The 14080-nt window shown below is 61.0% G+C and carries 9 protein-coding genes; all 9 read right to left on the bottom strand.

Translation table 11 applies throughout. From position 1 onward, the window contains the following. Nucleotides 1-93: 93 nt before the first annotated feature. Nucleotides 94-255 (bottom strand): hypothetical protein, encoded by a 162-nt coding sequence (locus Ga0074115_RS16355; RefSeq protein WP_157292785.1) that lies wholly within the window; start codon nt 253-255, stop codon nt 94-96. 128 nt (nt 256-383) lie between these two features. Next, the gene (locus Ga0074115_RS13520) at nt 384-1769 is read right to left on the bottom strand and encodes a protein kinase domain-containing protein (protein ID WP_057956412.1); all 1386 of its coding nucleotides are present in this window, start codon (nt 1767-1769) and stop codon (nt 384-386) included. 428 nt (nt 1770-2197) lie between these two features. Beyond that, nucleotides 2198-3700, bottom strand: a complete 1503-nt coding sequence (locus Ga0074115_RS15935) for a caspase family protein (protein ID WP_157292783.1) — start codon at nt 3698-3700, stop codon at nt 2198-2200. 215 nt (nt 3701-3915) lie between these two features. Continuing rightward, on the bottom strand, nt 3916-4413 hold the full coding sequence (locus Ga0074115_RS13505; RefSeq protein ID WP_057956413.1) for a SprT family zinc-dependent metalloprotease: 498 nt from the start codon (nt 4411-4413) through the stop codon (nt 3916-3918). Then, nucleotides 4410-5927 (bottom strand): complex I subunit 4 family protein, encoded by a 1518-nt coding sequence (locus tag Ga0074115_RS13500; protein ID WP_057956414.1) that lies wholly within the window; start codon nt 5925-5927, stop codon nt 4410-4412. Before Ga0074115_RS13500 ends, Ga0074115_RS13505 begins: the two co-directional genes overlap by 4 nt. Before the next feature lie 66 nt (nt 5928-5993). Further along, nucleotides 5994-7511: a complex I subunit 4 family protein gene (locus tag Ga0074115_RS13495; protein WP_057956415.1), complete on the bottom strand. Its 1518-nt coding sequence runs from the start codon at nt 7509-7511 to the stop codon at nt 5994-5996. A 12-nt stretch (nt 7512-7523) separates the two neighbouring features. Then, entirely contained in the window at nt 7524-9116 is a 1593-nt protein-coding gene (locus Ga0074115_RS13490) for a proton-conducting transporter transmembrane domain-containing protein (RefSeq protein WP_082626850.1), read from the bottom strand. Next, a complete protein-coding gene (locus tag Ga0074115_RS13485; protein WP_332311057.1) occupies nt 9109-12402 on the bottom strand; it encodes a DUF2309 domain-containing protein in 3294 nt (1097 codons plus the stop codon). The genes Ga0074115_RS13490 and Ga0074115_RS13485 overlap by 8 nt, the downstream gene beginning before the upstream one ends. A gap of 9 nt (nt 12403-12411) precedes the next feature. Continuing rightward, nucleotides 12412-13878 (bottom strand): complex I subunit 4 family protein, encoded by a 1467-nt coding sequence (locus Ga0074115_RS13480; protein WP_057956416.1) that lies wholly within the window; start codon nt 13876-13878, stop codon nt 12412-12414. Between the last annotated feature and the right edge of the window lie 202 nt (nt 13879-14080).

Below are 14080 nucleotides of genomic sequence, written 5' to 3'. Positions count from 1 at the left end.
AATCGCCTCCACTACATCTTTCCTTTTCTGATCACGCTGTTCTTTTATCGTAGCCATGGAAAGCAGTATACACTGCCAATACTTTCGGAACGATTAATATTTAACGTCGATATCGCCGATATATTCGGGCAGCGGTCGCTTGGCACCGCCTTCCTTTTCGATGGAATAGGCCACATAGTCCGCCTGCGCCAGCGAGGCCAGTCCTAGGGCCAGTGTGGCAGTGAGCAGGCGTAGTCTGCGTTTGAGTTTCAGCATCTGCTGGCTTCCTCCGGTAAATAGGGGCGAGGTGAAAGTTCTTTGCCGTTATGAATTATAAGACCAAATCGGCGCTCTGAATTGAAGTATCGGATGATAGATCGGTTGCGTTATCTGAATATGCTTACTTATTTCGATTGCAGCCGTTTTTTCAAAAGCTGGAGCTCCCTGTGCTTGGGGACCGCCTGCAGGCCCTGATTGAGCATGGTTTGTGCTGCTGAATTATCTCCCTGTTCCATGGCCTGCCTGGCCTGGTTCGTAAAATGGGTGGCCACCTGATCTAGGCCGTTCCGGGCCTTCCGGTTTCTGGGGTCCATTTCGAGGACTGCCTGATAGGCCTCTACCGCATTGCTGCCTTTCGGTTCCAGATAGCGACCGACCATCCGGTGAAGCTCGGCTACCTCCAGGATGCGTTCTACCTTGGCCCGAGTTTCGGCATCGAGTTCCTTGGGCCTGGGTTTAGCTTCGGCCGTTGGTGTTTCATCGGACTCCAACAGCTCCCCCGGGATCGTTGCAGCCGGCCTTGTTTCTGCCGGTTGTTCGGCCACCGGCGTCGGTCGGGGTGAACTCTTCGGCCTGTCCGTCCCCCCGTCTATCCGGAGATAGACTCCGACCCCCACAACTGCCAGCAACAGGGGGACACCCGCTGCCAACCCCCACCACTTGTGGTTGGCGTCGTTTCCACCCTTCAGCTCCCGTAGAAACTGCTCAAGATCAGGGGTGCGTTCACCGCGTTCGAAGGCCAGGGCATGGACCAGTGCCTGATTCTGTCGGTGGCTGAGTCCGGGAATGGGTTTGGGTATTAATTTCCGACCGCGGGCTTGGTTAGCCGGCAACTTGTCGAAGGGGTGGCGTCCGGTGAGCAGTTCATAGCTGACGCAGCCGAGGGCGTAGATATCGTCCCGCGGATCAGGGGCCGCCTGGTCGAACATCTCGCAACTGGCGTATGCCGGAGTGAGGGCCTCCCATTTGGCGGGATCGAAGACGGTGGCGTTGCCAGAGTTCTGTCCTGGGGGGTTGAAGGCGCGGGCGATGCCGAAGTCGAGTACCTTGATCTCTCCGTTTTGCAGGATGAAGGCGTTACCCGGCTTGAAATCGGCGTGCACGATATCCTTTCTATGGGCGTAGGCCAGACCCTGAGCCATCCCCTCGATGATCGGTAGGGCCTTCTCCAGGGGCAGGCCGCTGGGCCGGATTCGCTTGATCAGGTGCTCCACCGACTCGCCTTGCATCAGTTCCATGGTCATGTAGACCCTGTCACCGTCCCGGTCGAAATCATAGACCGTGGCCACGTTGGGATGAGCTAGGCGTTGGGCCTTCTTGGCCTCCCGCTGCAGAGCGATAAAGGCATCAGGATTCTGCTGCACCGCTTCGTTGAGCACCTTGATGGCGACGTAAGGATCCCGATCCCTCGCCTCTTCCTTACGCAGGTCCTTTGCCAGGTAGACCACGCCCATGCCGCCGCGGCCGATCTCATCCTCCAGCACGAAACGCCCGTTGAGGATGTCGCCCACCAGCGGGCGACTTGTGCGGCCTGAGGAGAGGGGGGGGCAGAGGAGGCTTGTGTTTGAGCAACACGGGAGGGAGATGGCACTGGGGTACCGACGATACGAGTTGCCTGGTCAGAAATCGGGGCTGGACGGCCCGTTCCCAGATCCGCACGGATACGAGTTTCCCCACCCGCTGCATCCTCCGCGGGTTCCGTATATTGAGCGAGACGGGCACGCAGGGAGGTGACGATCTGGGCCGGGATCCGGTTACTGCGCTGCAACTCGTCCAACAGTGCGACGAGTTCCGTCTGGCTATTCGGATGTAGCAGCAGTTGGGCGTCGAGCCTGCCCAACAACCTATCCAGATCCATGCGTCCGGTAAAAAAGTCGTCCAGCGCCGCCCTGAATTCATCCATGGAGTGAAGCATTCCAACTACAGGGAGTATCTGGGATCAACGCTGACCAACCAGAAGGAATTCCCCAAACTCATGCCCGGTGCGCTTGAGCTGGGCGTATTGAGGGGATTGATCAACGTTGAGTTCCTCGGCCCGGGCTGACACCCGTGACTTGACCTCGCGAAACAGTTTGGAACCCTCGAGTATCCCCTTGCTCTCGCTCAGTACATTGATGAGCGCATTGGCAAACATGGAGTGTCCATTTCCGCTGTCATCCAATACCGGTTTCACACCGCCGGAGGTCAACACGTAGCGAGATCGGGCCTTGGCGATGACCCTGAGCCATTTCATGCGGGTCTCTTCCGACATGCCGGGATCAAGTTCAGTGTTGACGGCCCGTGTGAGGGCTCCGGAGTAGCAGGAGTCGGCCACCACCAGTACATGCTTCGCCGACATAGCGTTGAGGATGTCGGTGATCGCCACGGTGGAGATCCAGTTGGCGGTGCTGTTGGTCTCCGCATCAACCGGCAGCAAGTGGCCCCGGTTGTTGGTCTTGTCATACTCACCGTGGCCAGCGTAGTAGAGCAGCAGGTTGTCTTTTTCGGTGAGTTCCCGGCGGGTCTTGTTCAGAGCGGAGAGGATCTCGTAGCGGGTCGCGTCGTAGAGGCGGGTGACGGTGAATCCATAACGCTGCTTGAGGATGTCGGCGATTGCGTCCGCATCGTTTTTTGGGGTGGAGAGGTCATCAAGTTTTTCATAACGGGCATTCGCAATGATCAGGGCATGATAGTTCCCGAAGACGCTCGGATCGCTGTCGACACCGGCGCCAGTCTCAGGCTGCTCCTGCAGGGGTTCGGGCAGCAGCCGGAATTCCACCGTGTCCCGTTTGCCCTGATTGTCCACGGCGACGATGGTCACTGGCGTCTTGGAACGGGTCACCGGCACCTCGGCCTTGAAGATGCCGTGTTCGTCCACTTTGTGAGACTTGCCATTGATGGTCAAGGAGATCAGGCCGGCGGGGGCGTTGATCTTGCCCACCACGGTGCGCTTGTCGGCATCCGTCGGTGTGATGACATTGGTGATGGAGCGGGTATTGGCGATGGGCGGATCGACGATGTTGATCACCGGGCCGGGCAGGTCGCTGCGCGCCGGCGGGGCCGAACGGGTGACGGTGGGCGTCGCAATCGGTCGTTCGTGGCGGATCACCGTCTCTTTCTGGATCATCACCTCGGGACGGGTCATGCGTTTGATCTTGGCCGCCTTGATCTCCTTTATCTGTTGCAGGATGTTGCGGGCCTCCTCCTGAGTGACCCAGATCACGTCGTAGCTGACTAGACCTGATTTGGATTTCAGCAGCACCTGCTGCAGCTTTTGGCCGGTGTTGGGGTCGGTGCAGTCCGCCGACTGCATCTTATAGAGATCCCGGGAATCGAAGGAGGAGAATCCGATGTCACCGGAGCAGTCGGTGGTCTGGGCCGTCACCTCGAAATCGAGTGCAGGAAGAGAAAGCGGCACACTCAACAGGAACAGCATCCAAACAAGGCGAACAATCCTGGGCATCGTCATTCTCCGACAGTTTTTCGCTTCCATCTATTTGACAAGCTAGGATACTGGCCCGGTGAATACAAGCCGGTGAGGTGGGTCGTGAATCGTCAATTGGTAGAGAGTGTAAATCACAGAAGATTTCAGTGGTTCCGTAGGGCGGCGTGTGCTTCGTTCCTCTTTATGAGAGGTAATGGGAAGTGTGTGATCTGAAGTGCCCTTGGTCTCTAAAATTATTCAACTGGGCGTAGAGATGTCTTGCAGTGTCGGCAGAGGTAGCGGGTGCCCCGCTGAGCACGGTTGTGGCGGATGCTGCTGAGCTGGTGCTCCCTGCAGTTGCATTGGTAGGTAAAGCGGCGCAACCGGCGTCTAGAGGCGCGGCTGACATCAAATTGGTGGCAACGCTCCGGTGCGGCGCCAAATGCCTCCATCACCGCCTTCCACTCCGCTCCATGCGGGCGGATCCCCCTCCCATGCAGCGTCATGGCTACCAGGTGGGCAACTTCGTGGGGGACCGTCAGGGCGATGAACTGCGGGTCGTTTTCCGCCAGCAGCTGGGCATTGTAGCGGATAACTGCCGCGCCTGACCGCGGCAGCCGCAGCATGCCGGCGCTGCGCCCTCGCAGATCAAAAGTGATACGCACTTCAGGCAGTCGGATTTTGAACTGATCCTGTGCCTGCAGCAACAGCTCCAGGGTCTGCGCCTCGGCCTGGTGCTGCAGCGGCGTCATTGAATCAGCAGATACGCCACCCAGGCCTCACTGGCGACCCGGGTGGTCTCCAACACACTGTTGGGATAGAGGCCAATGGCGAGTACCAGGAAGGCGATCATGCTGGCCACCAGCAGCTCGCGGCGGCGCAGATCCAGGGCGTCGATGACCACCGCAGAGCGGGCAGGCCCCAGGAATGCGCGGCGGTAGAGGCTGAGAAAATAACCGGCACCCAGCACCATACCGAACAGCGCCGCCAGCCCGGCGCCGGTGTGGCTGCCCAGCGCACTCACCAGCACCAGAAACTCGGCGGGAAAACCGTTGGTGCCCGGCACTCCCATGCTCGCCAGACCAAACAGCAGGAAGAAGGCGGTCAGCAGCGGCATCGACTGGGCCACGCCACCCAGGTTGATCAGATCGGTAGAGCCGATGCGATGGTGCAGGAAGCCGGTCATGATATAGAGCCCGCCGGCGATGATGGTGAAGTTGAGCAGCTGAAACAGCGCCCCCTGAAAGCCCTGGATAGTGAACGAGGCGATCCCCAGCAATACCAGCCCGACATGGCTGATACTGGCATAGGCGAGCATGCGGCGCAGGTTGGTCTGGGCGATCGCCAGCACCGCACCGTAGAGGATCCCCATCACGCCCAGACCGGCCAGCAGCCAGTGGAACTCCTGCGCCGCAGCCGGCGCCATCGGGACCACAAAGCGGATGATACCGTAGGCCCCCAGCTTGAGCCCGGTCATCAGTGCGGCGATCGCCACCGGTCCCTCCATCGCTACCACCGGCAGCCAGGTGTGGAGCGGGAACAGCGGGGTCTTAAAGGCAAAGCCGAGCAGCAGCAGGAAGAACACCAGGGTTTGCATCTCGGCCGGCAGAGGATTGTTGAGCAGGGTTTCGTAATCAAATACCAGACCCGCGGGTGGGGCCGTACCGCTGAGTTCGGCCTGGCCGAAGGCGAGCAGGATAAAACCAAACAGGATCGGGATGCCGCCAGCGAGCATAAACAGGGTGTATTTGACCGCGGCGTAGCGGCGGTTGGCGCCGATTCCCCAGAAGCTGATAAGGAAGTAGAGCGGCAGCAGAGTCAGCTCCCAGAACAGGAAAAACAGCACCGTATCCAGCGAGCAGAAGATCCCCAGGCTGCTGCTCTCCAGCAGCAACAGCAGGGTGTAGTAGAGACGTGGCATGCTGCGTGTGCTGCTCCAAGAGGAGAGCACCACGCCGAGAAACAGCAGCACCGTCAGCGGCAGGAACAGCACCGATATGCCATCCACGCCGACCCGGTAGTGGATATTCAGCGAGGCGATCCAGTTGCTCTGCTCGACAAACTGAAACCCCGACTGGCCCGGGTCGAAAGCCAACAGGATCGTTACCGCAAGCAACAGATCGATCAGTGCGATGAACAGTGCCACCCAGCGCGCCAGATGTTCTCCCGGCAGCAGCCAGATCAGGCTAGCGCCCAGCGGCAGCGAAAGGATCAGCAGGCTGATCAGCGGTAGGCCCTCGGTGAGCGCCTGGATGGATTCATTCATGTCAGTCGATTCCGTCTCTTCTATGGTCGCTCACGCGAGCCGCACGGTGCGTGAGCGGTCGAATCTTCAGTGCGCCCCGGCCCCATAGAGCGTATTCAGCCCCTCAAGGGAGTTTTCGATCAGCCCTAGCCAGGGCTCGGAATAGAAGCCGGCACTCAACATCACCAGGATCATCACTCCGGCAATCAGCTTCTCAACCGAGCTGGTGGGTTCCACCTTGAGCGCTGCCTGGGTCTCATCCTGGGGCGCTAGGAAGGAGCGCTGAAACGCCCACAGCAGAAAGCCGGCAGCCGCCACGTTACCCAGCGCCGCGGCGATGGTCACCAGCGCGCCAAAGCGGTGGATCGCCGCCTCCAGGGTCAGATGCACCGCGTCGAAACCTGGCGTGCCAGGCATCCCGACGATGGCCAGGCCGCCGATCAGAAAGGCGATGCCGATCAGTGGGATGTGGTCGAACAGACCGCCGAGGCGAGCCATCAGCAGAGTGTGGGTGCGGCGATAGACAAAACCGAGCATGAATAGCAGGGTAGTGATCGCCAGACCGAAGTTGACCGACAGCATCACGCTGCTCTCGAAGGCCGCTAGGTTGAGGCTGAACATGCCGATCAGCAACACGCTGGTATGGCTCACCACCGCAAACGCCAGCAGCCGACGCAGATTGACCTGTAGCATTGCCAGCAGTGCGGCGTAGAAGACCCCGGCCACCGCAAAGGCGACGATGAACGGCTGCCACTGCAGCACCGTCTCAGGCATCAGCGGTAGCAGAAAGCGCAGCATCGCATAGATGCCGATCTTCAGGCCGATTAAAAACACCGGTGCCGCCGCCACTGTGCCGTGCTCCGCCACCACCGGTAGCCAGCCGTGCAGCGGGAACAGCGGGATGCGCACCGCCAGACCATAGAACAGCAGGAAGAAGATCACTGAGGGGAAATTGGGCGCCACTTCCGTCTGTTGCAGCTCGAACAGATCGAAGCTCCAGCGGCCAGCGTTGGCGTCGGCGTAGTTCCAGCCAAGCATGATGACGCCGCTCAACAACAGTAGCAGACCGGTGCCCATGAATTGATAGTAGCGCGCCTGGGCCAGCTCTGATTCTGGCGAGGTGGACCAGCGGGCGATTAGAAATCCTACCAGGCCCAGTTCCATTGCCGAGAGCAGGGTGAACCAGAGTAGATCGACGCTGGTGAACATGCCCATCAGTGCGGATTCAACCGCCAGCACCAGTGGCATAAAGAGTGCGTGGGGAGTTAGATCGCGCACCTGACCGTAGATCACAACCAGCAGACTGAGCAGCGCCGTTAGCAGGATGAAGATCACGCTCACCCCATCCACTGCGGCGTGGTAGGCAAGCGGGCCAAACAGGGGCATCCGCTCGGCCAGTTGCATCGCCTCTTGCGTGGGATCAAAGAAGTTCAGCAGCAGCAGCGCCAGCAACAGCTCCAGTAGCGCGAAACCGGTACCAAGCAGGGGCACCGCACGGCTCTCCCGCCAGCCGAGCAGGATGGCCATGCCGAGCAGCGGCAGCAGCTGCAGCGCGCTGAGGATGGGGAAGCCCGCCTGGGCGCTCCAGTGGATCTCATGCATCATCGACCAGTTTCCTTAGAGTATCACCGCGAAGGTCGCCATGATCAGCAACAGCAGATAGCGGGGCTGGGCCAGCAGCTCTTCGATCCGCAACAGTCTGGAACCGAGCCGCTCGATCAGGTTGATCAGCCCCTCACCACCGCCTTTGAGCACCAGGTGCTCCTCAAACCAGTGCAGCATCGAGGCGATGCCCTCCATCAGCTTGCCGACCAGCCCCATGCCTTGGCCCACATCGCCCTCGCTGGAGGGTAGCGGTTGGCCCTTGCGCCCCTGCCATTGGGCCAGGGAGCTGATCGCATTGGCGCGGGCCGGCATGCCGACCAGTGGTACGATCACCCGGTCGTCGAACTCCTGGGTGTCTCGGGCTAGCTGCTGAGTAGGATGGGTCAACAGCCAGTCGCTGACCGGATCGAGCCAAAAGCGGTTGATGGTTGCGGTAAACAGCCAGCGGCGCTTGCGCAGCCAGGCAGGTGCCGGTCGGGTCGGGCGTGACATCAGGTGCATGTGGGCCGGCGAGAGCAGGAACTGATAGGCGCGCCAGATGGCGTGGATCGCCAGATGCCAGGCTGCCAGCTCGAATAGCCCCAGGCCGCACTCGACGAACATCAGTCCCACCTGGGCGATGGTGGAGAACATCAGCGTGCTCTTCACATCGGTCTGCACCAGTGTGCAGAGGTAACCATAGGCCACTGTCAGCAGACCAAACAGCAGTATCACCACCATCATCAGCGGTGTCTGCTCGAATACTGGCTGCAGGCGGATCAGCAGATAGACGCCAGCATGCACCATCAGTGAGCCGTAGAACACCGCACTGGAAGGGGTCGGCCCTTCCAGGGCGCGGCTGATCCAGGGTGAGAAGGGTACTTGGGCCGACTTCACCAGCGCCGCCAGCAGGAAGCCGGAGCCGAGCAGACCGGCGCTGAGGCTGCTCATGTCGGTAACGCCACCGGTGATTGCCGGCCACTCTAGATCACCGATCCAGAACAGTGCGAGAAACAGCGCCAGCACGAAACCGGCATCGCCGATGCGGTTGGTGACAAACGCCCGGGTAGCATTGGTGGTGGCGGTGGGGCGGTCCAACGCGTAACCGATCAGCAGATAGGAGGCGACACCGGCCAGCTCCCAGCCGACAAATGCCAGTGCCGCACTGCCTGCCATCACGATTAGCAGCATACCCGCCATGAACAGGCAGAGCGCCATAAAAAAGCGTTGGAAGCCCGCCTCGCGGTGTAGATAGTTGACCGAGAAACGCAGCGTGATCAGGGCGATAGTGGCTACCAGGGTCGCCATTGACAGCCCCAGTGCATCCAGGGTAAAGCTGATGCGGATATGATAGTCGCCACTGCTGAGCCACTCGCCGAACCGGATCTGGCCCGGCGCCTCGCCGATCAGCAGGGCCAACAGGTCGACCAGCAGCAGGATGATCAGTGACAGTGCGCCTGCCAGTAGTGCGACCCGCGCTGTGAGTCGCTCGCCGACCTCACCACGATTGCCCTCAAAGGTGTAGGAGAGGGCGATCCAGACGGCCGCCAGTAGCGGCAGTACCGGGATCATCGGGATTAGCCCATGCAGTGGAGCGAACAGGGGGGAGTGGGCGAGTTCATACATGGTCGGTCGCTCCGGGTTGTTTCAGCAGCACCGGCGTGAGTGGGTCCATCTGGCCGTTGTACCAGTCAGCCGAGCACTCTACGCTGGGTAGTGGCTCCAGCTTGCCCTGCCAGCGTACCCAGCCCTTGTCGGGATAAAAGACATCGATGCGCTCGCTGTCTGGATCTTTGGCGCTGAGCAGCAGCCAGCCCTTGCCCACCAGCTCCTGCAGCGGTGGTTGGCGCAGATAGATCTCAGTCAGCATCTCGGTGCTCTGTTCGACGATCACCTGCAGCCGCATTGCCTCGTGGATCTCGATCATCTGCCGCGGTAGGCCGGTGCGCAGATCGGAGCTGGCACCCTCCATCACACCGAACAGGCCGGAGATGTTGTGGGTCACCTTGGAGCCGCAGCCATACTGCTCGTTGTCGACCGTGGAGAAGTAGTACTCCAGGCTGATGCCGGCGCCGACCGGGCCGTTGGCCAGCAGCAGACGCTCAATGATGCTGCCGTCCGGGTCGCGGGTTGGATCGTAGGAGATGAGGAAGGCGCGCCGGTCCCAGAACACCCCTTGGGTGATCGATCGGCGGCCGATAAAGGCGCAGGCGTTGGTGGCGTGGCCTAACTCCGGACGCGCCTGGCTGAAGTCGTTGGCGCGTCCCTGGATGTGGGTCAGCGCCTGTTTCAGCCCCGGATGCTTGGGAGCAGAGAAGAACTTACGGCAGCGCTCGTGGGCCGAATGCTGGCAGGCCTGGTGCAGATCCTGCTGGATACTGGCCAGCTCCTGGCGATGGCTTTCCGGTACCTTGTCGAGGTCGAACCAGTCGATATTTTCGTTGCAGGTGTTGTGGAAGGCGCCGATGAACCAGCAGTCGTCGGGGATATCGATGCCGCGCTCGCGCAGTAGTGTGCGGACCACCGGACGGTTGCATATCGCGGCCTGGATACGGGCATTCGGTCCGGAGTGGCGGCCGCTGCAGGCACCGCAGTCGTAGGCGGCGCGGTGCGGGTTGTTTTCGCTGCTGGAACCGTGGCCCATGATGATCGGCAGCCGCGAAAAGCCATCCACCAGACCGAGATTCTGTAGGAACGCCTCGGCCCGGTCGGCCTGCTCGATGTCGGAGAAGCCGAGACGGTTCTGTTCGATACTGCCCTCCGGGGCATCGGGCGCTGCGGTGAGGGCGAGATCGGTGGTCACCGGGGTCTCATAGCGTTCTCGCAGGCGCGCTGAAAGTTGCCCCAACTTCAATGGCGCCACCACCTTGGCGGCCAGTACTGCCAGTGCGCCGGGGGCTGCCAAGGTCATCAATGCGGTGGAGCCGAGCAGATTGCGGCGGGTCTCCTGAAACAACAAATCCTTCAGCCAAAGGCGGCGTTTGTGCTGCTTGCTGCGCTCCCTGGCGCTTTTCTCCTCACCGACCTTGGGCAGTTCGCGGATCTCATGAGTGGGCACCATCACCACCGGACAGAGACCGCTGATCTCGCTGTCGTCGAGGCCGCGCCAATTGTGTGGCACGTTGTAGTGGGCGGCTGTGCCTAGGGTCTCGATCTGCGGATTGATCGCTTCGAGATGGCGGCGAATGCCCTCTTCGCGATCGTCCATGCACCAGACGATCTGTGCTGCCGGGCGGTTCTCACGCGTCTTCCAGCGACCGCGTCCCTCATTATTGACGATGGCGTTGAAGATCTGTTCGCGGTAGTGGCGTTCGTAGGCCTGCAGCCAGATGTAACCGCGTTTATGCGGGGTGAGCTGGGCCAGGGTGTCGAAGATCGATGCAAGCGGTTCGCACTCGATGCTACGCAGTTCGTCAGCGCAGATGCCGAGGTGCTGGCAGAGGCGGAACAGGGGCCAGGCACTGCGGTAGACGGAATAGCCCTCCGGCTGGTCGGCGGCGGGGCTCTGCCGCCAAGTCCAGATCATGTCGGCCAGTTGCCGCCACATGGGGCGCTCTTCACTGGCAATCGGGATGCGGCTCACCAACTGCTGCGCACGGTTGGTGAGGTACTCCGGCAGGCGGCGATTGTAGAGGGTGTAGCGCACCATGAACTCGGAGCGACGGCGGCGGAAGTACCAGCGCAGCAGGTCGAGGTTGGGGGCGATCTGCCACTGCTGGTTGCAGAGCTTCTGTGCGAACAGTCGTTCCAGCACCAGGCGCACCGCCAGGTAGTCGAGCATTGCTACCGGTACCTCGGCGCTGCCCTGGTAACCGGGGTGGTTGTGGCGCCAGAAGAACATGCCAGACCAGCCCGGCAGTTCCAGGGCGAGTCGCTCTAGGTAGCTCTCCCAGTGTGCCTCGGGTACGCCCATATGACGTAGCTCGGCGATGACTACTTCCAGAGGATCGTCGTCGAGCAGTGCGATCTCATCTTGCCACTCGATCAGATCGGCTAGGAAGCCGGTCAGTGAGACTGCCACGCTGGTGCGCCAGGTAGCGTAGAAGCCCTGCTCGCGATTGGGAATCGGCCAGGCTGCGAGTCCCTGATCGAGGAAGCTGGCGATGAAACGGATCAACATCGGCCGGATCTGTTCCAGCAGGTCCTGACCGGTGAGCTTGAGCAGTAGGCCGCGCAGGGTGATCTCAGGACCAACCTGGGCGAGCAGTGTTCCCAGCTCCTTGGCCACCTCTTTGCGCACCAGCATGTGCAGGTCGTCATAGCCTTCGCTGCTCTGGTTCAGCCCGCTGAGCATCTGCTCCGCCTGTTCCGGGGAGAGATCGACCAGCTCCTCCGGGTGCATGATGAAGTGCTGCAGTCCCAGCATCTCCAGGCAGGCTGCCCAGAGATCACTGATCGCGGTCCCCTCGTCCTGCTGATTAGCGGCGCTGAGCAGCCGCTCACGGCTGGCCGCTTCCACATCGGGCTGGAAGCGGTGGAGTGCATCCAGCTCCTCGAGCTGCCAGTTGAGCTGGCAGGCGGTCACCGGCTTCAGCGGATGCAGTAGTGCGGTGATGATCAGATCGCGCTGGTTGAGGGGGATGGTCTGATCCTGCAACAGTGGCGCGTTGGCAGCGAGATCCGGGGTCTCGTCGAGGGTTGCCTCGAGGTCGTCGCGGTTGATGCGGCCTTCACGGTAAAACTCGCGAAACTGCTTCTCCGGCAGATAGCCGCGGGCGCCGGTGAGGCATTCCGCCTCGGCCAGTGCCTCGGTAAAGTGAAGGTGCTGGAAGCCGTGCAGGGTGTTGTGGTGGACGAAGTCTTTGATCGGCGCCTGGCCAGGCAGCAGATGCTCGAAGTGTTCGATGGCGTGCTGCAAGCGGTCGCGGATATCGCCTGGCTCCTGATCGTGGCTGGCAACAGACAAGCTCACTCTCCTCGTTTAAAAGTGGCCGGCGAACAGCCCACTCAGCTGTTCAACTGAGGCGGAGACCAGCTGCAGCGCCGGCGCCGGAAAGATGCCCAGTAGTAGGATGCCCAGACTCAACATACTGGCTGCGGCCAGCTCAGTGGGACGCAGGTCCTCGATCTCTTGCATCTGGCTGTGGCTGGGGCCGGTGAAGAGCTGGCCGATAGTGCGGATCGCGTAAGCGGCACTGATCATGATGCTCAGGCTCAGCACCACCACCAGCCAGCCCCAACGCTCGAAGCCGCCGATCAGGGCGTGCAGCTCGGCGACAAAGCCGAAGGTGCCGGGGATGCCGACCGCGGCGACAAACGCCAGGGTGGTGAAAAAGGCGAAGCGTGGGGTGATCCGCAGCAGCGAGCTGTAGTCGTTGATGTTGCGGGTGTGGGTGCGCTCATAGAGCAGGCCGATCAGTAGGAAGGAGGCGCCGGCCACCAGGCCGTGGGCCATCATCTGCAACACCGCGCCGGTTAGCCCGGAGATGTTGAGGGTGGCGATGCCGAGCAGCACTACCCCCATGTGGCCGACCGAGGAATAGGCGATCATCTTTTTCAGATCCCACTGGCGCCAGGCCAGCAGACCGCCGTAGATCAGGCTGACCAGGGCCAGTGCCACCAGCACTCCCTGTAGTGTGATGACCGCCTCGGGTAGCATCTGGGCGGCGCGGATCAGGCCGTAAGCGCCCATCTTCAACAGGATTCCAGAGAGCAGGATACTGATTGGGCTGGGGGCCTCCACATGGGCCAGCGGTAGCCAGCCGTGGATCGGAAAGATCGGCATCTTGACGCCGAAACCGACCAGAAAGCCGAGAAAGATCAGCACCTGTTTATGTTCGGTTAGCTGTTTGGCGCCGGCGCTCATCTGATCCATGGCGAAGGAGTGGCCGGGCAGGGTGTCGAATAGCACCAGCAGGCTGAGCAGCATGAAGACTGAGCCGCCCATGGTGTAGAGCACGAAGTTGAGCGCCGCGCCGTGACGGTTTTTGCCGCCCCAGCGGTCAATCAGAAAGAACAGCGGGATCAGGGTCAGCTCCCAGAAGACGTAGAAGAGTGACCAGTCCTGGGCCATGAAAACGCCGAGCATTGCCGACTCCAACAGTAGCACCAGCAGGTAGTAACCCTTCTGCTGTTTCTGGATGCTGGCGGAGGCAAGCAGTGCGACGAAGCAGAGCAGGGTCGCCAGCAGCAACATCGACAGTGCGATACCATCGATCCCCACCGCATAGGCGGTGCCGAGGCGTGGGTTCCAGGGCACAACCTCCTTGAACTGGATTGCGGCGCTGCTGCTGTCGAAATCACTGAGCAGCCACCAGGAGAGGATCAGGGCGAGGCCGGAGCCGGCCAGTGCGACGCCACGGATCAGGCGGCTCTGTGCAGAAGGGAGCAGTGCGATCAGTGCTGCGGTGACAACTGGCGTGATCAGTAACTGGGTGAGTGGCCCCATGTCGGCAAAGCTCTCCTGAGTGAAATCGGTACGACCTCCCGGAGGCCGGTCGCTGGGGCGGGATCAGATTCTTGTCGATATCGTAGGTTGGGTTGAGCTCGACGCTGACAATCCCCCTAGAAGATTGAAACAACTGCCGCCAAAATCAGGTCGTTTGGATGGCCTGAAACGCTACCATAAAGGCAGGCTAAAATCATTGGAA

The organism is endosymbiont of Ridgeia piscesae, from assembly GCF_001443665.1.
GTDB lineage: Bacteria > Pseudomonadota > Gammaproteobacteria > Chromatiales > Chromatiaceae > Endoriftia > Endoriftia persephonae.
Note: the sequence above shows the minus strand (reverse complement) of the source record. Positions and strands in the feature narration are given on the sequence as shown.

What these genes read in the sequence shown, in the direction of transcription:
- Ga0074115_RS13490 (WP_082626850.1), bottom strand. Translation starts at nt 9,116, where the DNA reads ATGTATGAACTCGCCCACTCCCCCCTGTTCGCTCCACTGCATGGGCTA.
- Ga0074115_RS13495 (WP_057956415.1), bottom strand. Translation starts at nt 7,511, where the DNA reads ATGATGCATGAGATCCACTGGAGCGCCCAGGCGGGCTTCCCCATCCTC.
- Ga0074115_RS13500 (WP_057956414.1), bottom strand. Translation starts at nt 5,927, where the DNA reads ATGAATGAATCCATCCAGGCGCTCACCGAGGGCCTACCGCTGATCAGC.
- Ga0074115_RS13480 (WP_057956416.1), bottom strand. Translation starts at nt 13,878, where the DNA reads ATGGGGCCACTCACCCAGTTACTGATCACGCCAGTTGTCACCGCAGCA.
- Ga0074115_RS15935 (WP_157292783.1), bottom strand. Translation starts at nt 3,700, where the DNA reads ATGCCCAGGATTGTTCGCCTTGTTTGGATGCTGTTCCTGTTGAGTGTG.
- Ga0074115_RS16355 (WP_157292785.1), bottom strand. Translation starts at nt 255, where the DNA reads ATGCTGAAACTCAAACGCAGACTACGCCTGCTCACTGCCACACTGGCC.
- Ga0074115_RS13505 (WP_057956413.1), bottom strand. Translation starts at nt 4,413, where the DNA reads ATGACGCCGCTGCAGCACCAGGCCGAGGCGCAGACCCTGGAGCTGTTG.